Annotated in this window: 24 protein-coding genes; 17 read left to right on the top strand and 7 right to left on the bottom strand. The window is 58.7% G+C overall.

Annotated features, from left to right (window positions below; translation table 11 throughout):
* Positions 1-66: 66 nt before the first annotated feature.
* Complete coding sequence (locus AC2FJW_RS16145; protein WP_271951835.1) at positions 67-354, bottom strand: YggT family protein; 288 nt, start codon at positions 352-354, stop codon at positions 67-69.
* Positions 355-485: 131 nt separating this feature from the next.
* Between AC2FJW_RS16145 and AC2FJW_RS16140 the strand changes: the two genes are divergently transcribed.
* From AC2FJW_RS16140 to smpB, 10 genes are all read left to right on the top strand, one after another.
* Positions 486-1,853: an MFS transporter gene (locus AC2FJW_RS16140; protein ID WP_496709436.1), complete on the top strand. Its 1,368-nt coding sequence runs from the start codon at positions 486-488 to the stop codon at positions 1,851-1,853.
* Positions 1,850-2,713 carry a penicillin-insensitive murein endopeptidase gene (gene mepA / locus AC2FJW_RS16135; RefSeq protein WP_496692797.1) on the top strand — a complete coding sequence of 288 codons (864 nt, stop codon included), beginning with the start codon at positions 1,850-1,852 and terminating at the stop codon, positions 2,711-2,713. The genes AC2FJW_RS16140 and mepA overlap by 4 nt, the downstream gene beginning before the upstream one ends.
* Positions 2,686-3,570, top strand: coding sequence for an esterase-like activity of phytase family protein (locus tag AC2FJW_RS16130; protein ID WP_496750659.1), 885 nt, complete (start codon positions 2,686-2,688; stop codon positions 3,568-3,570). The genes mepA and AC2FJW_RS16130 overlap by 28 nt, the downstream gene beginning before the upstream one ends.
* A 91-nt stretch (positions 3,571-3,661) precedes the next feature.
* Positions 3,662-4,306: a queuosine precursor transporter gene (locus AC2FJW_RS16125; RefSeq protein ID WP_496750658.1), complete on the top strand. Its 645-nt coding sequence runs from the start codon at positions 3,662-3,664 to the stop codon at positions 4,304-4,306.
* Positions 4,307-4,568: 262 nt separating this feature from the next.
* Positions 4,569-4,988 (top strand): alternative ribosome rescue aminoacyl-tRNA hydrolase ArfB, encoded by a 420-nt coding sequence (arfB, locus tag AC2FJW_RS16120; RefSeq protein ID WP_496697881.1) that lies wholly within the window; start codon positions 4,569-4,571, stop codon positions 4,986-4,988.
* Positions 4,989-5,047: 59 nt separating this feature from the next.
* Positions 5,048-5,794, top strand: coding sequence for an SDR family oxidoreductase (locus AC2FJW_RS16115; RefSeq protein WP_496750657.1), 747 nt, complete (start codon positions 5,048-5,050; stop codon positions 5,792-5,794).
* 82 nt (positions 5,795-5,876) lie between these two features.
* The gene (locus AC2FJW_RS16110) at positions 5,877-6,893 is read left to right on the top strand and encodes a P1 family peptidase (RefSeq protein WP_496750702.1); all 1,017 of its coding nucleotides are present in this window, start codon (positions 5,877-5,879) and stop codon (positions 6,891-6,893) included.
* Between the two features lie 113 nt (positions 6,894-7,006).
* Positions 7,007-7,420 carry a c-type cytochrome gene (locus AC2FJW_RS16105; protein ID WP_496750656.1) on the top strand — a complete coding sequence of 138 codons (414 nt, stop codon included), beginning with the start codon at positions 7,007-7,009 and terminating at the stop codon, positions 7,418-7,420.
* Positions 7,421-7,619: 199 nt separating this feature from the next.
* Positions 7,620-8,162 (top strand): isopentenyl-diphosphate Delta-isomerase, encoded by a 543-nt coding sequence (idi, locus tag AC2FJW_RS16100; RefSeq protein WP_496697875.1) that lies wholly within the window; start codon positions 7,620-7,622, stop codon positions 8,160-8,162.
* 46 nt (positions 8,163-8,208) lie between these two features.
* Complete coding sequence (gene smpB / locus AC2FJW_RS16095; RefSeq protein ID WP_271951849.1) at positions 8,209-8,685, top strand: SsrA-binding protein SmpB; 477 nt, start codon at positions 8,209-8,211, stop codon at positions 8,683-8,685.
* Between the two features lie 144 nt (positions 8,686-8,829).
* On the opposite strand, the gene AC2FJW_RS16090 is transcribed toward smpB, so the two are convergent.
* The 4 genes from AC2FJW_RS16090 to panB form a co-directional block, all read right to left on the bottom strand.
* Positions 8,830-10,167: a metal-dependent hydrolase family protein gene (locus tag AC2FJW_RS16090; RefSeq protein WP_142637549.1), complete on the bottom strand. Its 1,338-nt coding sequence runs from the start codon at positions 10,165-10,167 to the stop codon at positions 8,830-8,832.
* A 220-nt stretch (positions 10,168-10,387) separates the two neighbouring features.
* On the bottom strand, positions 10,388-11,866 hold the full coding sequence (gene glpK / locus AC2FJW_RS16085) for a glycerol kinase GlpK (RefSeq protein ID WP_496750655.1): 1,479 nt from the start codon (positions 11,864-11,866) through the stop codon (positions 10,388-10,390).
* Positions 11,867-11,935: 69 nt separating this feature from the next.
* Positions 11,936-12,778, bottom strand: a complete 843-nt coding sequence (gene panC, locus AC2FJW_RS16080; RefSeq protein ID WP_496750654.1) for a pantoate--beta-alanine ligase — start codon at positions 12,776-12,778, stop codon at positions 11,936-11,938.
* Complete coding sequence (gene panB, locus AC2FJW_RS16075) at positions 12,775-13,614, bottom strand: 3-methyl-2-oxobutanoate hydroxymethyltransferase (protein WP_496750653.1); 840 nt, start codon at positions 13,612-13,614, stop codon at positions 12,775-12,777. The genes panC and panB overlap by 4 nt, the downstream gene beginning before the upstream one ends.
* 170 nt (positions 13,615-13,784) lie before the next feature.
* Between panB and AC2FJW_RS16070 the strand changes: the two genes are divergently transcribed.
* The 6 genes from AC2FJW_RS16070 to AC2FJW_RS16045 are packed head-to-tail and all read left to right on the top strand — an operon-like array spanning position 13,785 to position 21,198.
* On the top strand, positions 13,785-15,272 hold the full coding sequence (locus AC2FJW_RS16070; RefSeq protein ID WP_281995708.1) for an ABC transporter substrate-binding protein: 1,488 nt from the start codon (positions 13,785-13,787) through the stop codon (positions 15,270-15,272).
* A 27-nt stretch (positions 15,273-15,299) separates the two neighbouring features.
* Positions 15,300-16,319 (top strand): hypothetical protein, encoded by a 1,020-nt coding sequence (locus AC2FJW_RS16065; protein ID WP_496750652.1) that lies wholly within the window; start codon positions 15,300-15,302, stop codon positions 16,317-16,319.
* Positions 16,320-16,359: 40 nt separating this feature from the next.
* Complete coding sequence (locus AC2FJW_RS16060; protein ID WP_282027660.1) at positions 16,360-17,307, top strand: ABC transporter permease; 948 nt, start codon at positions 16,360-16,362, stop codon at positions 17,305-17,307.
* Positions 17,304-18,119, top strand: a complete 816-nt coding sequence (locus AC2FJW_RS16055) for an ABC transporter permease (RefSeq protein WP_496750651.1) — start codon at positions 17,304-17,306, stop codon at positions 18,117-18,119. Before AC2FJW_RS16060 ends, AC2FJW_RS16055 begins: the two co-directional genes overlap by 4 nt.
* Complete coding sequence (locus AC2FJW_RS16050; protein WP_496750649.1) at positions 18,116-19,714, top strand: ABC transporter ATP-binding protein; 1,599 nt, start codon at positions 18,116-18,118, stop codon at positions 19,712-19,714. The genes AC2FJW_RS16055 and AC2FJW_RS16050 overlap by 4 nt, the downstream gene beginning before the upstream one ends.
* A 32-nt stretch (positions 19,715-19,746) precedes the next feature.
* Positions 19,747-21,198, top strand: coding sequence for an aldehyde dehydrogenase family protein (locus AC2FJW_RS16045; protein WP_496750648.1), 1,452 nt, complete (start codon positions 19,747-19,749; stop codon positions 21,196-21,198).
* A 3-nt stretch (positions 21,199-21,201) separates the two neighbouring features.
* Here AC2FJW_RS16045 and pncB read toward each other — a convergent pair whose 3' ends face one another.
* Positions 21,202-22,494 carry a nicotinate phosphoribosyltransferase gene (pncB, locus tag AC2FJW_RS16040; protein WP_282022090.1) on the bottom strand — a complete coding sequence of 431 codons (1,293 nt, stop codon included), beginning with the start codon at positions 22,492-22,494 and terminating at the stop codon, positions 21,202-21,204.
* 165 nt (positions 22,495-22,659) lie between these two features.
* On the opposite strand from pncB, the gene AC2FJW_RS16035 reads away from it, so the two are divergent.
* Positions 22,660-23,193, top strand: coding sequence for a hypothetical protein (locus AC2FJW_RS16035; RefSeq protein WP_281973310.1), 534 nt, complete (start codon positions 22,660-22,662; stop codon positions 23,191-23,193).
* On the opposite strand, the gene pncA is transcribed toward AC2FJW_RS16035, so the two are convergent.
* A complete protein-coding gene (gene pncA / locus AC2FJW_RS16030; protein WP_142638619.1) occupies positions 23,190-23,783 on the bottom strand; it encodes a bifunctional nicotinamidase/pyrazinamidase in 594 nt (197 codons plus the stop codon). The two genes, AC2FJW_RS16035 and pncA, sit on opposite strands and share 4 nt — an antisense overlap.
* Between the last annotated feature and the right edge of the window lie 48 nt (positions 23,784-23,831).

Here is a 23,831-nt window from a genome sequence, read left to right as displayed (position 1 = left end):
CCTGTTTTAAGGTTTATCTGCTCTTAAGACAGGACAATCACATACTAAGATTCACTGAACAAGAGGTCAGACAAAATAGACCATATTATTGATCAGGATAATACGCAGCGCATAGACACCGATCAGAACCACCAGTGGCGTCAGGTCAAGCCCGCCCATTGCAGGCAGAACGCGTCGGATCGGGCCGTAAATCGGCTCTAACAGGCGGTTCAGCCCGTACCAGATCTGCGCAACCAACTGTTGATGCAGGTTCAGCACCTGGAAATTGATCAGCCAGCTCATGATGACATGGGCCAGAATGATGAACCAGACAATGTCCAGAATCAGCAGCAGAATTTGGATCAACGACAGCATGGGGCCTCCGGATTTCACATCTGCTGAGACCTAAGCGCCCCTGCACAAAAGAGCAAGTCCGCGCCAACAGAACGCTTGCGAATTGAGCCAAAGCCCCGTCTTATGACGCCAACAATAAAAACGGGGCAGGTATGGCAGAGATTTCCAAGCGCAAACGCATCTGGGGCTGGTGGTTCTTCGACTGGGCAAGTCAGCCCTATCACACGCTGTTGGTGACCTTTGTTTTTGGGCCCTATTTTGCCGGAGTAGCCGCCGAGTATTATCTGAACGCCGGGCTGGGTGCCGATGCCGCAGATGCACGGGCGCAGACGGTGTGGGCGAACTGCATGACCATCGTGGGGCTGATCATCGCCTTTGGTGCCCCGCTGATGGGGGCGATGGCGGATGTTTCGGGCCGTCGTATACCATGGATATTCGGCTTTTCCATCATGTACGCGGTGGGCTCTGCTGCGCTGTGGTACACGTTGCCGGACGGGTCAAACATGTGGCTGATGCTGTCGGCCTTTGGCCTGGGTTTTGTCGGGGCGGAATACGCGCTGATCTTCGCCAATTCTCAGCTGCCCGATCTGGGTGATGACAGTGAGGTGGGCGAGATATCGGGTTCGGGTTTTGCCTTTGGCTATTTCGGCGGGCTTATCTCGCTGGCGATCATGCTGGCCCTGTTTGTTGAGCAGGGTAATGGCAAGACCCTGATCGGCATGGACCCTGTTTTTGGTCTGGACGCCGCAGCACGCGAAGGCACGCGTTTTGTCGGGCCGTTCACCGCCGTGTGGTTCATTCTGTTCATGATCCCCTATTTCCTGTGGGTGCGCGACGATCCAGATGTCGAAAAGAAAGGCAGCGTCAAAGAGGCGCTGCAGCTGCTGGTCAAATCAGTCTCTAACCTGCGCAATCGCGTTAGCCTCGCCAGCTATCTGGGCTCGTCCATGTTCTATCGCGATGCGCTGAACGGTCTGTATACCTTTGGCGGCGTTTATGCGCGGCTGGTGCTGGAATGGGATCTGATCAAGATCGGCGTATTCGGGATTGTCAGCGTTCTGGCTGCGGCAGCCTTTGCCTGGCTTGGCGGCAAGCTGGACAAGAAATACGGCCCCAAACCTGTCATTCTGGTTGCGATCTGGGTACTGATCTTTGTCTGTATCACCGTCGTGATGATGGACCGGACCCAGATCTACGGCATCACCCTGCCCGAAGGGTCGGGCCTGCCGGATCTGGTGTTCTTTGGTTGCGGTGTTCTGATCGGCGGCATGGGGGGTATCCTACAATCGGCCAGCCGTTCTCTGATGGTGCGCCACACCGATCCCGTTGCCCCGGTCGAGAGCTTTGGCCTGTATGGCTTGTCCGGCCGCGCCACCGCATTTGCGGCCCCGTTGTTGATCGGGATTGCCACAACCCTGACCGGTAGTGCGCGACTGGGGGTGTCACCCATAGTTCTGTTGTTTATTCTGGGACTGTTCCTAATGCGCTGGGTGAAACCGGAAGGGGATCAGAGCAGATGATTTTATTACGTTTTTTCGCGGTCATTGCCGCAATCACATTCGCCGGTACCGCAGGTTCCGAGCCGCTGGCCAAGCAGTTATTCGGAGGCCAAAAGCAAAGTTCACAACAAAAACCGGCCGCTTTCGGCAGTTATTCGCGCGGCTGTGCGGCGGGGGCGGTACAACTGCCCGAAACCGGACCCACATGGCAGGCCATGCGCCTGTCACGCAACCGCAACTGGGGCCATCCGCAGGCGATCGACTATGTCCAGGATCTGAGCCGGTTTGCGGCCAAGCAGTCAGGATGGAATGGTCTCTATATAGGCGATATCAGCCAGCCGCGCGGCGGGCCGATGACATCGGGCCACCGCAGCCACCAGCTGGGTCTGGACATCGATATCTGGATGCTGCCCGGTGACAACATGCGTCTTTCCCGCAAGGCGCGCGAGAATATCTCTTCGATTTCCCTGCGCCGTTCCAATGGCGCCTTCGTCAACGGCAACTGGTCCAAACAGCATCACGCCGTCCTGCGTGCGGCGGCAAAAGACAAGCGTGTGGCGCGGATTTTCGTCTTTCCCGGGGCCAAGGTGCAGATGTGCAACGACGAAAAGGGCAACCGCGCTTACCTGCGTAAAATCCGGCCATGGTGGGGCCATCACTATCATTTCCACGTGCGGCTGGCCTGCCCCAGAGGATCAAGCGGCTGCGTGAACCAGGATCCGCCGCCCAAGGGTGATGGTTGCGCCGAAGCACAGCAATGGGTGAACAACATCCTCAACCCGCCACCGCCCGATCCAAACGCGCCAGCACCCAAGAAGCGACGCGAATACCGGATGGCCGATCTGCCCAAGCAATGCACAAACGTCTTGCAATCCAACTGATCGCGGCGCTGCTGCTGACAGGAATGGTCTGGGCGGAGGGGGTAAAGCCTGCCGCTTTGCTGAACAATTTTGCCTGGCGACATCAGGCGGATTGGTTCGGCGGATATTCCGGAATTCACATCTTTGACGGTGGCACCCGCATGATCGCGCTGAGTGATCGCGCAACGATGTTGGACGCTCGTATTGATCGAAACGAGGATGAGGTTACTGGCATCGAGATCCAGCGGCACTGGCCCATCCTGTCCAGCACCGGCAAGGTTCTGGTGGGCACCGCTGGCGATTCCGAAGGCTTGGCAATCGCCCCTGACGGTGGGGTCTATATCTCATTCGAGGGGGTGCACCGGGTGGCCTATTACCCCAACCCGACAGGCCCGGCGCAGGTCCTGCCGCGCCCCAAGGCCTTTTCGGGTCTGGATCATAATGGCTCGTTCGAGGGGCTGGCCATTGACGGGGTTGGGCGGCTGTACACCCTGACCGAAAAGAGCCGCACCGTATCGGGGGACATACCGGTGTATCGTTGGGATGGTCAGGCCTGGTCGACACCTTTTGTCCTGCCGCAACGGGGCAAGTTCCTGCCAGTAGCCGCGGATTTCGGCCCCGACGGGCGGTTCTATGTGCTGGAACGATCGGTGTCCCTGACAGGCTTTCGGTCGCAGCTCAGGCGTTGGGAACTGAATGGTGACACACCGCAATCCGAAGAGATCTTGCTGCAAACCGCGCGTGGGACGCATGACAACCTCGAAGGCCTGTCGGTCTGGCGTGACGATCAGGGAAGGTTGCGGGTTACGATGATTTCGGATGACAATTTTCTGGCCCTTCAGCGGACGGAGCTGGTGGAATATCTGCTGCCCGATTGACAGGCCTGAAACAAAGGTCTAAACGCACGGCTTGCCTTGGGACAGTCCCTTGGCCAAGTCGCCGCTACCTTGTCAAAACGGGCATCAAAATATGCAACGCGCTTTTATTCCCGGCATCCTTGCCATGGCCACCATCGTTGTGGCTTCGAACATTCTGGTCCAGTTCCTGATCCTTGACGGCCTGTTGACCTGGGGTGCTTTCACCTATCCGCTGGCCTTTCTGGTCACCGACATCATGAACCGCGTCTATGGCGTGGCAACCGCCCGCAAGGTCGTGTTTGCCGGGTTCGTCACCGGCATCGTCTGCTCGCTGATCGGCAGCCAGATCATGCTGCAGGGCGACGGGTTCACCTATGCCGCTGTGCCGCTGCGGATCGCTGTTGCCTCTGGCACTGCTTTCCTGATCGCCCAGCTGACCGATGTCACCGTGTTCAATGCAATGCGCGGGGGTCGCTGGTGGCGCGCACCGCTGGTCTCGACCCTAGTGGGTTCGGCGCTGGATACAGCATTGTTCTTCACCATCGCCTTTTCGGCCTCGGTTGCGATCTTCGGCGCCAATGCCGACGCCGCGATCAGCTGGGCGTGGGAGCCTGTTCCCTTCATGCTGTCTGGCCCGATGGCACCCCTGTGGGTCACGCTGGCCTTTGCCGACTGGCTGGTAAAGTTGTCGTTGGCGCTGGTGGCGCTGATCCCCTTCAAGGTGATCGTTGCGCGCCTGTCCGCGCAGCCCGTGTAAAAAAGGCTTTGAGAATGGCACAGCTTGTGCCACCATCCTAGTTAACCGCAACAGATAGAAAAGGAGGTGATCCAGTGTCGAGAAAGAGATTGGAGAGAGGTGTTGGAACAACCGGGGGGATCGCCCGTTAGGGCAGCCCTTGGCGGAGCGCTCGCTCCGGCTGGTCGATTGATCTAACCGACCCAACCTCCTGAACTTTCGAAGGGCCGTCCTGCCAGGGCGGCCCTTTTTGTTTCCGCGCAGCACTTGTAAGGTCCGCCCCATGTTGCGGATCAATGACGATATCACCCTGCAAGACTGGGAAATGACCGAAAGCTTTGTGCGCTCTTCCGGCCCTGGCGGGCAGAACGTGAACAAGGTTTCGACCGCAGTCGAGTTGCGGTTCGAAGCGGCGCGCTCGCCCTCACTGCCTGATCCGGTCAAGGCGCGGCTGAAACGGTTGGCTGGGCGGCGCTGGACCAAAGAGGGCGCGATCATCATCCAGTGCGAGGAAACGCGTAGCCAGGCCCGCAACCGCGAGATTGCGCGGGGGCGATTGGCCGAACTGATCACCCGCGCGCTGGTCAAACCCAAACGGCGTATCGCCACCAAGCCCACCTATGGCTCGGTCAAACGTCGATTGGCCGCCAAAAAGGCCCGTTCGGATGTCAAATCTCTGCGCGGCAGGGTCGACGAAGATTGATCTGGTAACTTCTTTGCGCCTTGCTACTCTGCCCTGACAGGCGACAAGGAGGCAAAGCCATGAGGTTGGAGGGAAAAACCGCAATCGTAACAGGCGGCGCGTCCGGGTTCGGTGCCGGTATCGCGCAGAAGTTCATTGCAGAGGGCGCACGCGTGATGATCGCGGATATCAACGGCGCTGCGGCCCGCGAAATGGCAGAAACGCTGGGCGCGCAGGCCATCGCGCAGCAGGTTGATGTGGCCAGCACGGCATCGGTTCAGGAAATGGCGGACACCGCCCACGACGCCTTTGGCGGGCTCGACATCCTGGTCAACAATGCCGGAGTGACCCATCTGCCGACCCCGCTCGAAGACGTCTCCGAAGAGGATTTCGACCGTGTCTTCAAAGTGAACATGAAATCCGTCTATCTGACCGCCCGCGCCTTTGTGCCGATGATGAAGGCACGCGGAACCGGGGCGATCCTGAACGTCGCCTCAACCGCCGGGCTGTCCCCGCGCCCCAACCTGAACTGGTATAACGCCTCCAAGGGCTGGATGATCACCGCAACCAAGACCATGGCGGTGGAACTTGCTCCGTCCGGCGTGCGTGTCAACGCGATCTGCCCTGTGGCTGGTGAAACGCCGCTGCTGAAATCCTTCATGGGCCAGGACACCCCTGAAATACGCGCCAAATTCCTGTCGACCATCCCGATTGGCCGCTTTTCAACACCCGAAGACATGGCCAACGCGGTCCTCTTCCTGTGCTCGGACGAGGCAAGCATGATCACCGGCACAGCCTTGGAAGTGGACGGTGGTCGATGCATCTGATCCGTTCTACATCTGGCCAGAAATACCTCCGCCTGCGGCAGCGCGCGACAGCCTGCTCTCCTGCCCAACGCTTGAGGTAGACATGACCCCAGGACCCAGAAACCTTATCACTGATATCCCCGGCCTCAAGGTCGGCAACGCGCAAGATGATGTCCTGAAATCCGGTGCCACTGTTTTGACAGCGGAATCTCCTTTCATTGCGTCGGTTCACGTCATGGGTGGCGCACCCGGAACACGGGAAACCGACCTGCTGGCCCCCGACAAATCGGTTGACCGTGTTGATGCCATCGTCCTTTCGGGCGGGTCTGCTTTTGGGCTGGATGCCTGCTCGGGTGTTTCAGACGCGATGCGGGCCGATGGACGCGGTTTTCCGGTCGGTCAGGCGATTGTTCCGATCATACCGGGCGCGATCCTGTTTGACCTTCTTAACGGAGGCGAAAAAGGCTGGGCTGAAAACCCCTATCGAGTGCTGGGGCGTGCCGCTTATCAAAACGCATCAACGCAATTCGAACTTGGCACCGCCGGGGCGGGCACCGGGGCATTGGCTGCAATGCATAAGGGCGGGCTTGGCTCGGCCTCATTTGTGTTGCCCAGCGGTATTACTGTCGGAGCGCTTGTCGCGGCAAACCCGCTCGGTAGTGTGACAACGCCCGGAGATCGACATTTCTGGGCGGCCCCATTCGAACATGGTGCGGAATTTGGCGGATTGGGCCCGGATATGTCGCCCGATCAAAGCCAGATGCGCCCAAGCCGCAAAGCACTGGCGATGCGCCCCGCCCGACCCGATCAGACAAATACCACGCTTGCCATTGTCGCCACCGATGCTTGCCTGACAAAACCGCAATGTCAGCGCGTTGCTGTGGCGGCGCATGACGGGATTGCGCGGGCCATTCTGCCCGCCCATACCCCCGGAGATGGTGATCTGGTCTTTGCCGTCAGCACAGGTGCGCGCCCGCTGCAGAACGAATCCGAGTTGGGCACGATCGGGCATGTGGCGTCATTGTGCCTGTCACGTGCCATCGCGCGCGCGGTGTTTTCTGCCTCTCCGTCAGCGGGCGATTTGTTGCCGTGCTGGTCGGATGTACATGATTTTGGTTAAGGCGTGGCGGGATCAAATCTGTGACATGGTGCCATCGCGCGGCAATCCGCGCATTGACTCTTCCCGGTGCTGAAGGTCCTTTCGGCGCAACAAACCTATATCGGAGCAAAGCCATGAATCGCATCCTCGCTACCGCAATCGTCGGCCTGTTGGCCCTACCCGTTTACGCAGAAGGTGACGCCGACGCTGGCAAGAAGGCCTTCAACAAATGCAAATCCTGTCATCTGATCGCCGATCCCGATGGCGAGGTGATCGTGAAAGGCGGAAAAACCGGCCCGAACCTCTATGGGGTTGCTGGCCGTACTGCTGGGACGGTTGAAGGGTTTAAATACGGTGACAGCATTGTCGAAGCTGGTGAAAACGGTTTGGTCTGGGACGAGGCAACTTTTGTCGAATATGCCCAGGACCCCAAAGCCTTCCTGCAATCCTATCTGGATCAGACCTCGGCCAAGTCCAAAATGACCTTCAAGCTGAAAAAGGGCGCTGAGGACGTTTACGCTTATATCGTCAGTGTTTCGGGCGAATAACCTGGGAAACCACGCAATCGGTAAGACCAGAAAAGGCCGCAGCCCCTGCGGCCTTTCGTGCGGTTGATAACCGGATCAATAGACGCCAGTTTGGAATCGCGTGGTGCATTGCCCGCTTTGCACCACAGCCAAGCCTATCAGGCCAAAGCTATTCCGGAATTCCCGGTCGCACAGGCGGATCGGCAGCAGGAGACGACAAATGGGAATCATGATCCCGGCCTGGGTTGATGGTGAATTGACCCCCGTTGAAAAGCTTGAAGCCCATGAAAAGGGTCTGCGGCATAAAGCGGTGTCGGTCTTTGTTGTGCGCGGCACCGAGATTTTGCTGCAGCGCCGGGCAATGGGCAAATACCACACGCCCGGCCTGTGGGCGAATACCTGTTGTACCCATCCTGACTGGGGTGAAATGCCCTCGGTCTGTGCCGTCCGCCGCCTGCGCGAGGAACTGGGGATCACCGGGTTATACCCCGAATATCGTCACCGTTTGGAATATCACGCCGATGTCGGCAATTCGCTGATCGAGCATGAGGTGGTAGACGTATTCCTGGCCCATGTTCGAGGACCACTGAAGATCGAGCCGAACCCAGATGAAGTGATGGATATCCGCTGGATCGACTACCACGATCTGCTGGCCGAGGTGCAGCGCCATCCTGACCGGTTTACGCCTTGGCTGAAAATCTATCTGCACAACCACGCCGACACGATTTTCGGCCCCGATCTGATTATCTCGGCCAAATCCTGATGCACCTGCTTGCAAGGTCCGCCCAAGGGGCATAAATCAACCCGTCATGGCCAAGCAGAAGACAGACCCGAATTACAAAGTCATTGCCGAAAACCGGCGCGCCCGCTTCGATTACGCGATCGAAGAGGATATCGAGTGCGGCATCATTCTGCACGGGTCCGAGGTCAAATCCCTGCGGGCAGGCGGGTCGAACATCGCCGAAAGCTATGCCACGGTTGATGACGGAGAGCTGTGGTTGGTCAACAGCTATGTCGCCCCTTACGAACAGGCCAAGGTCTTCAAACACGAAGAACGTCGTCGCCGTAAGTTGTTGGTGTCGCGCAAAGAGCTGTCAAATCTGTGGAACGCGACCCAACGCAAAGGCATGACGCTTGTGCCGCTGGTCCTGTATTTCAACCACAAGGGCCTGGCCAAGATTAAGATCGGCATCGCCAAGGGTAAGAAAAACCACGACAAGCGCGAAACCCAGGCCAAGCGCGACTGGTCACGGCAAAAGCAACGCTTGCTGAAAGATCACAGCTAAAGGCGCTCGAACTTCGGTTGTCAGATGGATTTGATCCTCGCGTTCTCAATCAGGCTACCGGGGCTACAGATACGGCAGAAGTCCGGTTCGAGCCCCGAGCAGTCGTTACAAAGCTGGCTTTGAGCAAAGGACTTCATCTGGAACTCAGTCCAGCGTGTTCTTGTAGACTTTGCCGTCTTTCATGATCAGATCGAAATTCTCATGCGGGTCTGCGATCAGGTCGATATCTTGCAGCGGATTGCCGTCCACAAGGATTAAGTCGGCATAAGCGCCCTTTGCGATTACACCCAAATCGCCTTGTTGATAGGGGTGGCGCGGGCCTGAGAGTTTGAGCAGTTCAGCATTGGTTGAAGTCGCCATTTTCAGCACCTCGTATGGCGTGTACCAGCGCTGCAACTTGGCAAGGAACGCGCCTTGACGTTCGGCCAGTTTGGGATCGAACAGGATGTCGGTGCCGAAAGCGACTTTCACGCCAACTTCTTTCGCCGTTTTGTAGGTGAAATCTGTACCGTTGGTGACGTCGATCCATTTCTGCTGGCTAACAGGGTCGTCGAAAGAAAAGCCATCCTCGTCATCCAGAAGAGGCTGCACTGACAACCACACGTCGTTGTCGCGCATCAGTTCCATCGTTTCGCGGCTCATCAAGAAGCCATGCTCGATGGACTTAACGCCAGCGGCAACGGCTATCTCCACTGCCTCGTCCGTGAAGACATGAGATGCAACATAGGTGTTGTAGGTGTCAGCCACCTCTACGAATGCCTCGATTTCGGCCTTGGTGTATTGGCGTACATCCAGAGGGTCATAGGTAGATGACACCCCGCCGCCGGTGGAAATCTTAAGCTGGGTCGCGCCCATGCGCATGATCTCACGCGCGCGTTTGACCACTTCCGGAACACCATCAGCCTGCGCCATCAAACCAACGCTGTACCAGTACCATTGCGAATCCGCGCCGTTCGTCGGAACCGCTTGGTAGGGGCGATAGTCAAAGTGGCCGCCGGTTTGTGTCACGGGCGGGCCGGACGGCAGGATACGAGGGCCTTCGATCTCGCCTGCGTCAATCATCCGTTTTATGGCAAATGAATTGCCGCCAACGTCGCGCACCGTAGTGAAGCCGCGCATTAATGTGCCTTCGGACCCGATGGCACCCCGCACCGCGACCTCAAGAATATCGCCGGTCACAACCACGCTCTGCGGATTGCAGCAGTAAAGCGTGTGCCAGTGTACGTCGATCAGGCCAGGCATCAACGTGCGTCCACCGCCGTCGATGACGATACCATTGGCGACGGCGAGGGGTTCTGAGGACACATCTGTGATCAGATTGTCGGTTACAACGACATTGGCATTTGCAATCATTTCCTCATTCACACCATCAAACACGTTGACGTTTGTGAACAGTATCGGTCCCCCATCCTGGGAGAGCGCTTGCGAACTGGTTATTGCAAGAGCAATCGACGAAACTGCGGCAAGTTTGGGAAAATGCATTCGAAATTCCTCAGAAAATACTGTCGGATAAACCATCCCAGCGGAAGCAAGATTTTTCAAGCATTACCTCGCTTTTCTCCAATGGCAGCTTTGTCCGCTCTACCGACATTGACCATCAGCCTTACTCGCAGCACTGACTTGCCGTAGAAATTCACCGTTCGCACAGGTGGCCCCATAAGAACCCAACTTTGAACAAAGCAGAGCCCAAATGCGGCTGCGATCAGAACGCCATGGCCGCCTGAACAGCGCGTTGCCAGCGGTCATAGGCGGCGTCGCGTTCCTCTGCGGAGAGTTTGGGTTCGAACCGGCGATCCAGCGCCCAGGTTTCTGCGAATTCCTGTTGGTCGGGGTAGATGCCCGCGCGCATACCGGCCAGCCAGGCCGCGCCCAGAGCGGTGGTTTCCTGCATCACGGGTCGGTCGACCTCGGCGCCGAGGTAATCCGACAGTCCTTGCATCGCCCAATCAGATGCGCTGGCACCGCCGTCGACGCGTAAGATGACATCGGTATCTGCGCCCCAGTCGCCCTGCATGGCATGCCAAAGGTCTCGGGTCTGATAGGCGATGCTTTCCAGTGTTGCCTTGGCAAATTCTGCCCGCCCGGAATTGCGGGTCAGGCCAAAGACCGCGCCCCGACAATCTGGTTTCCAATAAGGCGCGCCCAATCCGGTAAATGCGGGCACCAGCACAACATGCTGGTTGGGGTCGGCCTGCTGCGCCAGCTCGCCACTTTCCGGGGCGGTTTCGATGATCTGCAGCGCATCGCGCAGCCATTGCACCGCAGCCCCTGCGACAAAGATCGACCCCTCAAGCGCATAGGTTTTTTGCCCGTCCAACTGATAGGCAATCGTTGTCAGCAGGCGGTTCTTCGAGGCGACCGGCTGAGGCCCGGTATTCAACAGCGCAAAACAGCCTGTCCCATAGGTCGATTTCATCATGCCGGGCTGGAAACAGGCCTGCCCGATGGTCGCGGCCTGCTGATCGCCCGCAACACCCAGAATCGGGATATTTCCCCCAATCAGAGTCGTTTCTCCGAAGTCCGAGGCGCAATCCTGTACCTCGGGCAGCATGGACATGGGCACATCCAACAGATCGCAGATCTCGGTGCTCCAACAGCCTTTATGGATGTCGAACAGCAGTGTGCGGGCAGCGTTGGTGGCGTCTGTCACATGGTTGCGGCCTTCGGTCAGGCGCCAGATCAGGAAACTGTCGATGGTGCCGAACAGTAGCTCGCCTGCCTCGGCGCGGCCGCGGGCGCCGGGGACATTGTCCAGTAGCCATTTGACTTTGGTGCCCGAAAAATACGGGTCCAGCAACAGCCCGGTCTGCTGGGTCACGTCATCCTCGCACCCGGCCTGCTTGTAGCGGGCGCAGATATCGGCAGTGCGTCGATCCTGCCAGACGATTGCGTTGTGGATCGGCTCGCCGGTCTGTTTATCCCAGACCACGGTTGTTTCACGCTGGTTGGTGATGCCGATACTGGCAATCTGATCGGGGGTTGCGCCAACGCTCTGCATCACCTCGCGGCAGACACGTAGGACGCTGTCCCAGATTTCCTCGGGATCGTGTTCGACCCAGCCTTCTTGTGGGAAATGCTGCGTGAATTCATGCTGCGCGGTGCCTGCCCGTTGCATGTCCGCGTCGAACAGAATGGCCCGTGATGATGTGGTGCCCTGATCAATGGCAAGAATATAGGTCACGCCGGCGCCCCCCTTCGCATTTGGTTTTGCGAGACTTTAGCGCAAACAGTCGGTTGCGTACCAGAGTGTTCAGACGGGAATATTGTCGATTAGACGCACTCCATCCGCCCAGGCCGCGGCAAACAGGCGGGCGGGTCGGTCGGCATGTGTCAGCGGGTTCAGAGATTCCGCACAGCGCAGTTGGATATATTCCACTTGTGTAAAACCTGCGGCCAAAAGATCGGTACTGGCCTGTGCTGCCAGTGTGTCGAACGGGGCGCCGTTCTTTAGCGCGTTGGCCAGATCCAGCATGATGCGGTGTTTGTGCGCTGCAATCTCCATTCCCTCGGGCGAGAGGCGCTGATTGCGTGAGGACATGGCCAGACCCGAAGGTTCACGCACCGTGGGGCAGCCGATCACCTCGATCGGGATATCCAGATCACGCGCCATGCGGTGCACGACAAGCAGCTGTTGATAGTCTTTTTCCCCAAAATAGGCTCTGTCTGCCTGGGTTTGCAGGAACAGTTTGGCGACCACAGTGGCGACGCCATCGAAATGACCGGGGCGGAATTCGCCCTCCATCACATTTGTCAGGCCAGTTACAGATACGGTGGTGGCAAAGCCTTGCGGGTAGATCTCGTCCGGGTCCGGCACATAAATCGCATCAACGCCATAGGGCGCCAGTTTCTGAGCATCTTCGATTTCGGTGCGCGGATAATTGGCCAGATCCTCGGGGTTGTTAAACTGCTTTGGGTTCACGAAAATCGTCACGATAACTCGGTCGGTGCCATTTTTGGCCGCCTCAACCAGAGACAGATGCCCCGGATGCAACGCGCCCATAGTTGGGACGACGCCGATTGCCTCACCTTTCTTGCGCCAGTTGGCGGTCAAGGCGCGCAGATCGGAGAAGCGACGCAGGATCGGAGCGGTCATTTAGCTGAGCCCTGTGACGGAGCCTGATCGGCAAAGACATGTTCATCGGCGGGGAAAGCGCGTGCGCGCACTTCGGCGGCGTACTCGGCGATGGCGGCCTCGGCCTGTGGCCCCAGCTCGGCATAGCGTTTGACGAATTTCGGTTTGAAAGCGGTGAAAAAGCCGACCATGTCGTCCACCACCAGTATTTGCCCGTCACATCCGGCGGACGCGCCAATGCCGATAGTAGGGATGGCGACCTCGGCAGTGATTTGGTTGGCTAGACTCTGCGGGACCTTCTCTAACACAAGGGAAAAGGCGCCTGCATCAGCCACGGCATGGGCATCGGCCAGTACCGTCTGTGCCTGATCATCACGGCCCTGCACCTTGTAGCCGCCCAGCGTGTTGATCGACTGTGGGGTCAGGCCGATATGCGCCATCACCGGGATGCCGCGCTTGACCAGAAAGCGGATGGTTTCGGCCATTTCGACCCCGCCCTCAAGCTTGACGGCACCGGCACCGGTTTCGGCCATCAGGCGGGCGGCATTGCGGAACGCCTGTGCGGGGCTTTCCTCGTAACTGGCAAAGGGCATGTCGATGACCATCATCGCCTTGTCCAGCCCGCGAGCAACAGCCTGACCATGCAGGATCATCATCTCCATCGTCACGCCAAGGGTGGATTCCAACCCGTGTAGCACCATGCCGACACTGTCACCGACCAGAACAAAGTCGCAATGATCATCCATCAGCCGGGCCATCGGAGTTGTATATGCGGTCAGACTGACCAGTGGCTCGCCACCTTTTCGGGCGCGAATATCCACGGCATTCGGGGCTCTTTTGCGGGCGGTGGCGCTCATGCTCGCTCCTCGCGGTTCATGTTGCGGTGCGGCATAGCAGATTGGACCGGGCCAAAGATAGCCCGGTTGCGCGAACATTTCCTTGATTGACCTAAGGTTTAAAGGGACATTGGTCCGCAGACCGGTCCGCGACATGCAGGACCACGCAGTTTCAGTGGGGAGACAACGATATGACAAAGCAGATGTTTCGGTCTTTTGCATCGGCGCTGGCGATTGGAGCCAGTTTGATAGCCACCCAAGCCCTGGCCAAATCCGACATCACCATCGCAATGCAGCTTGAGCCGCCGCATCTGGACCCGACCAGCGCTGCGGCACAGGCCATCGATTCGGTTGTCTATACCAATATCTTCGAAGGTCTGACCCGGTTCATGGGCGACGGATCGGTCGTGCCCGGGCTGGCGGAAAGCTGGGAGATATCAGACGACGGCACCGTCTATACCTTTAAGCTGCGCGATGGTGTGACCTTCCACGATGGCACCACCATGGATGCCGAGGACGTCAAATTCAGCCTTGACCGGGCCCGCGCTGAAGACAGCGCCAATGCACAAAAGGCCCTGTTTGCCGGGATCGAAAGCGTAGAGGTCGTGGATCCGCTGACCGTCAGGGTCACCCTGTCAGGACCAAACGGGAATTTCCTGTTCAATATGGCCTGGGGGGATGCGGTGATTGTCGCCCCCGAAAGCATAGAGGCGATCAAGACCAACCCGGTCGGCACCGGCGCGTTTGCCTTTGGGGACTGGGTGCAGGGGGACAGCATCACGCTGACGCGAAACCCCGACTATTGGGGTGATCAGCCCGCGTTAGAGTCTGCTACATTCAAGTTCATCTCGGACCCGACCGCCGCCTTTGCCGCCATGATGGCCGAGGATGTGGATGTGTTCGACATTTTCCCGGCGCCTGAGAACATGCCGCAGTTCGAGGCTGATCCGCGCTTTCAAGTGCTTGTCGGCTCGACCGAGGGTGAGACGATTCTGTCCACCAACAACAAGCAGCCGCCCTTTGACGACATCCGGGTGCGGCAGGCGCTGGCCCATGCCATCGACCGTCAGGCAATTATTGACGGCGCGATGTTCGGCTATGGCACGCCCATCGGAACGCATTTTGCCCCGCACAACCCGGCCTATGTCGATCTGACCGGCAATTCGGCGTATGACCCCAAGAAGGCCGCGCAGTTGCTGGCCGATGCGGGCTATGCCGAAGGGTTCAAGACCACTCTGCACCTGCCGCCGCCTTCTTACGCTCGCCGCGGAGGCGAGATCATCGCCGCGCAACTGGCCGAGGTCGGGATTGAGGCTGAAATCATCAATGTCGAATGGGCGCAGTGGCTGGAATCGGTGTTCAAGGGCAAGGATTTTGGTCTGACTATCGTCAGCCATACCGAGCCGATGGATATCGGCATCTATGCGCGGCCCGACTATTATTTCCAGTATGACAGCATCGACTTTCAGACGCTGATGGAGACGTTGAACGCCACCACCGACCCTGATGAGCGTACCCGCCTGTTGGGCGAAGCGCAGCGTCTGATCGCAAATGATTACGTAAACGGGTATCTGTTCCAGCTGGCCAAGCTTGGCGTTGCCAAGGCTGGCGTTCAGGGCCTTTGGGAAAACGCACCCACAGCGGCCATCGACCTGACCGCCATCAGTTGGGCGGAATAAGACCAGTTCCAGAGAGGAGACCGGCGCATGAGAAGATCAACCCTCGTTGCGTTGATGATCGCGGTTTTAGCCGTGATTGCGCCGGTCGCCAAAGGGGATACGCCGCTTGAACAGGCGGTGACACTGTGGCTGGAAGGCGATGATGAACGCGCTCTGCCACTGCTGGCGGAGCTGGCGGCTGATGGCAACGCGCAGGCTCGTCTGCTGTTGGGGCGAATTGAAACCGCCGACCTTGGACCATCTCCGTTCCGCCAATCGCTGGGCCGAATGGGTTCGCGCAAGCTGTTTCGTCAAAAAGACCTGACGGCCTTTGGCCGATCCTGGCTGTTGGTCGAGGCGAAAGGTGGAAATGAGCTTGCCCAAGCGCTGTTGGATGCCAAACGCCCCACACCAGACCCGAAGCTGATTGCACAGCTCAATGCGTTGGGAGAACATCAAGCTACGGACTACCCGACGCGAATTGTGGCGCTCTATGGCGATCCAGAAATGCGCGGCGACCTGTTGGCGGATGGGCAGCTGATGCAGGACCTCAAACCTTACCTGAGTTATCTGACGGTCGATCCCGAGCCGCGCGGCGACGGTCTGGCCGCGCTGCGCCACATTCAGCCTGATCCAGTTGACATGAATTCCGATCAGGCGCTGGGCATGGCGGGATTGCTGGCCCTGGGGCTGGGATATGGCGATCTGTCAGTGGACAATAGCTGGCGCCCGGCGGTGGAAAACTGGTTGATGACATCCCAGTCGACCCGCCCCATCGCGCAGCTCTGTTCTGACCAATGCGGGGCCGAGGCACCAAACTGCGCCTTCGCCTTCCTTGCCCTGTTTGGCGGCTATTTCGAGGTCATCCGCATCGACAGCCCGCTGGAAACGCTCATCCCGCAGGAGCAGTTTCTGGACAGTCCTCGCGCGCGCCTGATGGTCCTTCGTCGGGCGGCACTGGCCCGAACCGAGACAAATCTGGAAACGCTGATGGACAGCGCACCCGCGGCGAAGCTTTCGACCTGCGCGACCGATTTGGTCCGGCAAGAGCAGCAGTCCTACAAGTAGCTGTTGCGTAGGCGCGGCTCGCACCCGTAACCTGTTTGTAATGCTACGCTATGCCCTCAAACGTCTGATTTCGCTGGTGATCAGCCTGGCTATCGCCTCGGTGGTCATTTTTGCAGTGATCGAGGTCGCGCCGGGCGATCCGGCATCCTTCATGCTTGGCGTCAACGCGCAGGCGGACACGCTGGCCGCGCTGCGGGCCGAGCTGGGGTTGGATGTGTCCAAACCGCAGCGCTATTTCAACTGGGTCAGCGGAATGCTGGTCGGGGATTTCGGCACTTCATACACCTATCGCACGCCGGTGTCTCAGATGATTGCGGACCGACTTTGGGTGTCGCTGCCGCTGGCGCTTTATGCACTGACCCTATCGACCCTGATCGCCTTTCCCGCAGGGATTTATGCTGCTGCGCGCCGGGGGCGGCCGGGCGATGTGGCGGTCATGGGGGCCACACAGCTCGGCATCGCCGTGCCCAATTTCTGGTTCGCCATGATGCTGGTGCTGGTCTTTGCCATCAATCTGCGCTGGTTCAACGCTGGAGGGTTCGCAGGCTGGGACGACGGGTTTTGGACCGGTCTACACTCGCTGACCCTGCCAGCCATAGCGCTGGCCCTGCCACAGGCGGCGATTCTTGCAAGGGTCATGCGGTCGGCCCTGCTGGATATTCTGGGTGAGGATTTCATGCGCACCGCACGGGCCAAGGGGCTGTCCCGCCGACAGGCGCTGTGGCGTCACGGGGTGCGCAATGCGCTGATCCCGGTGCTGACTATCATCGGGCTGCAGTTTTCCTTTCTTCTGGCCGGGTCCATCATTATCGAACAGGTGTTTTACCTGCCCGGCCTCGGACGACTGGTGTTTCAGGCGATCTCGGCCCGCGATCTGATCGTGGTGGAATCGGTGGTCATGCTGCTGGTTTTTGCAGTGATCACGGTGAATTTTCTAGTTGACCTCGCCTATGCCGCCGTTGACCCCCGTCTGAGGAGCAGGACATGAGCCGTAACCTCATCCTTGGTGCAGTACTCTCCTCGCTGGTGGTCTTGGCGGCGGCACTTTCCTTTGTCTGGACGCCCTATGCGCACGCCGCGCTGAATATTCCCGCCAAGCTGCAACCACCCAATGCGCAGCACTGGTTTGGCACCGATCATTTTGGGCGGGACATGTTCTCAATGATCATGGTGGGCGCGCGCACTTCAATCGCTGTGGCCTTGGTGGCGGTGGGGATCGGCATGACATTGGGCGTGCCACTTGGTCTGGCTGCAGCGGCGCGAAAAGGCACGTGGCTGGATGAGGTGATCATGCGCGGCAACGATCTGGTTTTTGCTTTCCCGTCGTTGGTCATCGCCATCCTGATCACTGCCGTTTTCGGTGCCGGGGCAGTCAACGCCATCATTGCCATCGGTATCTTCAACATTCCGGTCTTTGCCCGTATCACCCGTGGCGCTGCGCTGTCGCTGTGGGAGCGAGAGTTCATCCTGGCCGCCCGGGTCTCGGGCAAGAGCGCGGCGCGGATATCGGCGGAACATATCCTGCCTAATGTGGCGAACTTGCTGATCGTACAGGGCACCATCCAGTTCAGCCTTGGCATTCTTGCCGAGGCAGGCCTGTCCTATGTCGGGTTGGGTGCGCAACCGCCTACGCCCAGTTGGGGCCGGATGTTGGCAGATGCGCAGACGATGGTCAGTTTTGCCCCGCATTTGGCTCTGATTCCGGGGCTCGCAATCATTGTCACTGTTTTGGGGCTGAACCTGCTGGGCGACGGTTTGCGGGATTGGCTGGACCCCCGAATACGGGTGGCGCGCGCATGAGCTTGCTGGAAATCGAAAATCTCAACCTGTCGATTCATGGCATGGACATTCTCAAACAGGTCAGCCTGTCTGTTGCGTTGGGTGAGATCGTCGCCGTCACCGGTGAAAGCGGTTCGGGCAAGTCCATGACGGCGTTGGCGGTGATGCAACTGCTGCCAAACGGTGCGGATGCCGCGGGCGCGATCCGGTTGGACGGGCTGGACCTGCTGAACTGTTCCGAGGATGAGATGTGCGCGCTGCGTGGCGCCTCGGTCGGGATGGTGTTTCAGGAACCCATGACTGCGCTGAACCCGGTCAAAACCATCGGGGATCAGGTGATGGAGACAATCCTGATCCACAAGGCCATGCCTACTGCACAGGCCCGGTCCCGTGCCGAAGAAGTGCTGACGCGCGTCGGCCTTCCGCCCGAAAGGTTCCCTCTGTCCCGGTATCCGCATGAGCTGTCCGGTGGTCAGCGTCAGCGCGTGGTGATCGCCATGGCCATCGCGTTGCGCCCAAGGTTGCTGATCGCGGACGAACCTACGACGGCGCTGGACGTCACTACGCAGGCGCAGATTTTAGACCTGCTCACGGGGTTGGTGCGCGAATATGACATGGGATTGCTAATGATCACCCATGATCTGGCGGTTGTGGCCGATATGGCCGACCGGATCATCGTCATGCGCTATGGCGAAGTCGTCGAGGCCGGCGCCACTGAACGCTTGCTGCGGAACATGCAGCACCCTTATACACGCATGCTGTTCCAGGCTTCGGGCCATCAGGTCGACCTGCCGGAACTCAAACCGGCACAGCCTTTGCTTGAGGTTGCACAGGTAGTCCGGGATTACCGTTTGCCCCGAAAGGGCTTGTTTGATGCGCCGCGACACCACAGGGCTGTGGCTGGGGTCAGCTTTACACTGAACAAAGGCGAGCGCTTGGGCCTGGTCGGAGAGTCCGGGTGCGGAAAATCGACCCTAACACGGGCTATCCTGGGGCTGGAAGAGGTGCAGAGCGGCCAGATTCTGCTGGACGGGCAACCAGTATTCACCGGGCACAAACCCAATCTGGCCGTCCGGCGTAAGATGCAGGTTGTGTTCCAGGACCCCTATGGCAGCTTCAACCCCCGACACCGGGTTACGCGCCTGATCACCGAGCCGTTTCACCTGCTCGAACATCCCCCAACCGGATCCGAGCGGCAGGATCGGATCGCCGAGATTCTGACGGCCGTAGGTCTCAGCCCCGATGACGCGGGTCGGTACATTCACGAATTCTCGGGCGGGCAGAGGCAGCGTATCGCCATCGCCCGTGCCCTGATCATCCGGCCCGAACTGATCTTGTTTGATGAGGCGGTCTCGGCCCTTGATGTTTCTGTCCGAGCGCAGATCCTTGATCTGCTGGCCGAGCTCTGCGGCGCCTATGACCTGACTTATCTGTTCATCAGCCACGACCTAAGCGTCGTGCGCACCATTACCGACCGGGTTTTGGTGATGCAGGCGGGGCAGATTGTCGAACAGGGTGAGACCGAACAGGTCTTTTCCAACCCGCAGCACCCCTATACCCAAACCCTGATCGCCGCCGCACCGACCCTGCCGGATATCAGTCAAAATGTGGCGTAAACTACAATGTTAGAGACGAAATGGAGCCTGACATGACCAATCCCCTGTGGTTCGATCCCAGCTTGTGCCTGATTGGCGGCGCGTGGCAGCGGCCTGCGTCTCAGGCCGATTTGCCGCTGATCAACCCGTCGGACGGGTCCGAGCTATGTCGGATCGCGCGCGGGGATGCTGATGACATCGATGCTGCGGTGAACGCGGCGCAAAAGGCGCTGGATGGGGACTGGGGCCGCAAAACCGCACTGGAGAGGGGCCGCATTCTGACCCGATTGGGCCAGATGGTGCTGGAACGTGTCGATGATCTGGCCGCGTTGGAGGCGATGGATGTCGGCAAACCCCTGACACAAGCGCGCGCCGATGCGGTGGCACTGGCGCGGTATTGTGAGTTTTACGGAGGCGCGGCGGATAAGGTGATGGGCGAAACGATCCCTTATCTGGATGGCTATACCGTCTATACCCTGCGTGAACCGCATGGTGTGACGGGCCACATTGTGCCGTGGAATTATCCTATGCAGATCATCGGCCGCTCTGTCGGGGCGGCTTTGGCGATGGGCAATGCCTGTGTGCTGAAACCAGCGGAAGAGGCCTGTTTGACCGCGCTTGCCTTTGCCCATCTGGCGCAGCAGGCCGGGTTGCCGGCGGGTGCTTTGAACGTGGTTCCGGGGCTGGGGGCCGAGGCCGGGGCGGCGCTGTCGGTGCATCCGGGGATTCAGCATGTGTCCTTCACCGGCTCCGTTGCCACCGGCGCGTTGGTGCAACAGGCCGCTGGGCATAACGTGGTGCCAGTGACGCTGGAGCTGGGCGGGAAATCCCCGCAGCTGGTGTTCGACGATGCAGATCTGGATGCGGCCCTGCCATTTCTGGTGAATGCGGGCGTTCAGAACGCAGGGCAGACCTGTTCGGCCTCCTCCCGCGTTCTGGTGCAACGCGCAGTGTATGAGCAGGTCAAATCGCGCATGGCCTCGGCCTATTCCGAGTTGACCGTTGGGCCCGCGTCCGAAGATTTGCGCCTGGGGCCCCTGATTTCAGCACGTCAGAAGGACATCGTGACCGGATTTATCGACAAAGGCGCAGATCTGAATATCGTGGGCCAGGGGCCGATTGTTGGCCACGCACCCGAGACTGGTGCCTATGTGCAACCGACCCTGTTTGCCGACGTACCCCCTGATCATGTTTTGGCACAGGATGAGATTTTCGGCCCAGTCCAAGTGCTGATCCCCTTTGAGACCGAGGAAGAGGCCCTGCAGATCGCCAACTCCACCGATTACGGGCTGGTTGCCAGCATTTGGACACGCGATGGTGCGCGGCAGATGCGGCTGGCAAAGAAGTTGCGGTCGGGGCAGGTGTTTATCAACAATTACGGCGCTGGCGGCGGTGTGGAGCTGCCCTTTGGTGGTGTCGGGAAATCCGGCCATGGTCGCGAAAAAGGGTTCGAAGCGCTGTACGGGTTCTCACAGGTGAAAACGGTAGCCGCGTTCCATGGTTAGGGCCTAAACGATAACCTCGATTGGCTGTTGCACGCCAACGCCGAAGACACGTTTGTAGCGCTCGATCTGATCCGCCGGACCCATCGCTTTTTCCGGGTTGTCCGAGAGTTTGACCGTCGGGCGACCATTGGCCGAAACCGCCTTGCAGACCAACGAGAAGGGTGCCAGCGCGTCATCGGGAACCAGCCCTCTGAAATCATTGGTCAGCAGCGTGCCCCAGCCGAAGGATACTTTGGTGCGGCCCGCAAACTGACTATGCAGTTCGCGGATTTTGTCGACATCCAGACCGTCAGAAAAGATCACGCGTTTCTGTTTGGGATCCTCACCGCGCGATTGCCACCATTTGATCGCAGTTTCTGCACCGGTTGCCGGATCACCGCTGTCGATTCTGATGCCGGTCCATCCCGCCAACCAATCTGGCGCGTCGTCCAGAAAACCCTTGGTGCCATAGGTGTCAGGCAGGATGATCCGTAGGTTGCCGTCATGTTCCTCGTGCCAATCGCTAAGCACGTCATAGGGTGCCTGCGCCAGTTTCTCATCAGTATCAGCCAGCGCAGAGTAAACCATGGGCAACTCGTGGGCATTGGTGCCGATGGCCTCGACCTCGCGCCGCATGGCGATCAGGCAGTTCGAGGTGCCGGTAAATGCAGGGCCCAGACCTTCGATCATGGCTTGGACGCACCAGTCCTGCCATAGAAAGGAATGCCGCCGTCTGGTGCCGAAATCGGCGATGCCCAGCCCCTGAATCCCTCGTAGATGTTCGATTTTCTCCCATACACGGGTCATCGCACGAGCATAGAGAATTTGTAGCTCGAACCGCCGCATCGCATTCAGCACCGAGCGGGATCGCAGTTCCATCAGGACTGCCAATGCGGGAATTTCCCACAGCATGACCTCGTGCCATTTGCCTTCAAAGGTCAATTCGTACTGATCACCTTTGCGTTCAAGGTGATAGGGCGGCAGTCGCAGGTTCTCGAACCACCCCATGAAATCCGAACGGAACATCTGACGTTTGCCATAAAAGGTATTGCCGCGCAGCCAAGTGCTTTCCCCCCGGCTCAGGCTGAGTGACCGAATGTGGTCCAGCTGTTCGCGCAGCTCTCCCTCATCAATCAATTCAGCCAATGGAATGTGATTCGACCGGTTAATAAGTGAAAACACCACATCCGTTTGGGGCTTATTTCGAAACACTGACTGGCACATCAGCAGTTTGTAGAAGTCTGTGTCGATTAAAGACCGGACAATCGGGTCAATCTTCCATTTGTGATTGTATACTCGCGTCGCAATATCGACCATTGGGAACTCCTGCGATTTCCGTTGTTAGATCAATAGGTGCGTGGAATGGCAAGAGTCGCTAAATTGATGACAATGACAAGGTCAAGTCACAATGCGAGCATATTGTGGGGTCTTTTCACCGGTTAGTGGAAAGAGGGGGATGGATAGTCGAGGTTTAGTTAGTGAATGGTTCTCGAGTACGACTTTGATATTGTAACGATCGCTTCGGGGGAAAACGATCCGGAGGCGACCCCGTCAGGGGCGCAAAACGGACGCAAAGTGCGTGCGCTGTTTCGGAATGTGAAAACAGCCGATGCATTGCGGGCAGCGTCACCCAAAATACGCAAAATTTTTCATGATGCCGGTTTTGGTCTGGATTCGACGCGCAGCGAGATTACCCATGGATATTACCGTCCACAGGATACGGCGGACAGGGATCGCATTCTGCGAGCCTTGTTTCACAATATCCGGACGACGGGAGTCAAAGGCGAATATTGCGGCGAGTTTGATTTCCTGAAGTTCATGAACGATGTAAAAGCCGCCAAGCCGCGCGCCGGGTTGCCCAAAGAGGTTCCAATGTGGAAACCCAGGCCACAGCAGGCGGAATCGGCCGGACCAAATCGCCGAACTGTACCAGGCCGGGTTGGGTTTGCTTTGGGGTTGGCGGTGATTATCTTTGCGCTGCTCAAATATCTGGCGGCTGCGGGGGCAACCCCTTAGATCAGCCGAACGCCAGCATCTTTCATCGCGGTCTCTGCCGAGGCCAATGACCCATCCAGGTTAATTGCCCGGCAGGCTCTCATCTGAACTGACACGTCGAAACCCAGCCGCGCTGCGTCAACCGCAGAGTAGTAGACGCAGAAATCCGTGGCCAGTCCGACGAGTGTCAGTCTCTCGATTTCACGGGTGCGCAGATACCCTTCCAACCCGGTGGGCGTGGTCTGGTCGTTCTCAAAGAACGCCGAATAGCTATCGATGTTGCTGCGGAACCCTTTGCGCAGGATCAGATCGCCATCCGTACGCAGGTTCGCATGAAATGCTGCCCCATTTGTTCCCTGCACGCAGTGATCTGGCCACAAAACCTGAGGCCCATAAGGCATCTCGGTCATGTCATAGGGGTTTTTGCCCGCATGGCTGCTGGCAAAGGACGAATGCCCCGCAGGGTGCCAGTCTTGAGTCAGGATCACCGCGTCAAAATCTGGCATCATCGCGTTGATCGGAGCCACGATCTCATCTCCGCCGGGAACCGCCAACGCACCGCCGGGACAGAAATCGTTCTGAACATCGATCACAATAAGGGCATGGGTCATGGGGACCTCCTTCGGTTGCGTTATCGGTAGTGGGCGCGACAAGGGGCG

The organism is Ruegeria sp. CDSA020, from assembly GCF_059612345.1.
The sequence above is the reverse complement of the archived record's forward strand: the minus strand, read 5'-3'. Positions and strand labels throughout refer to the sequence as shown.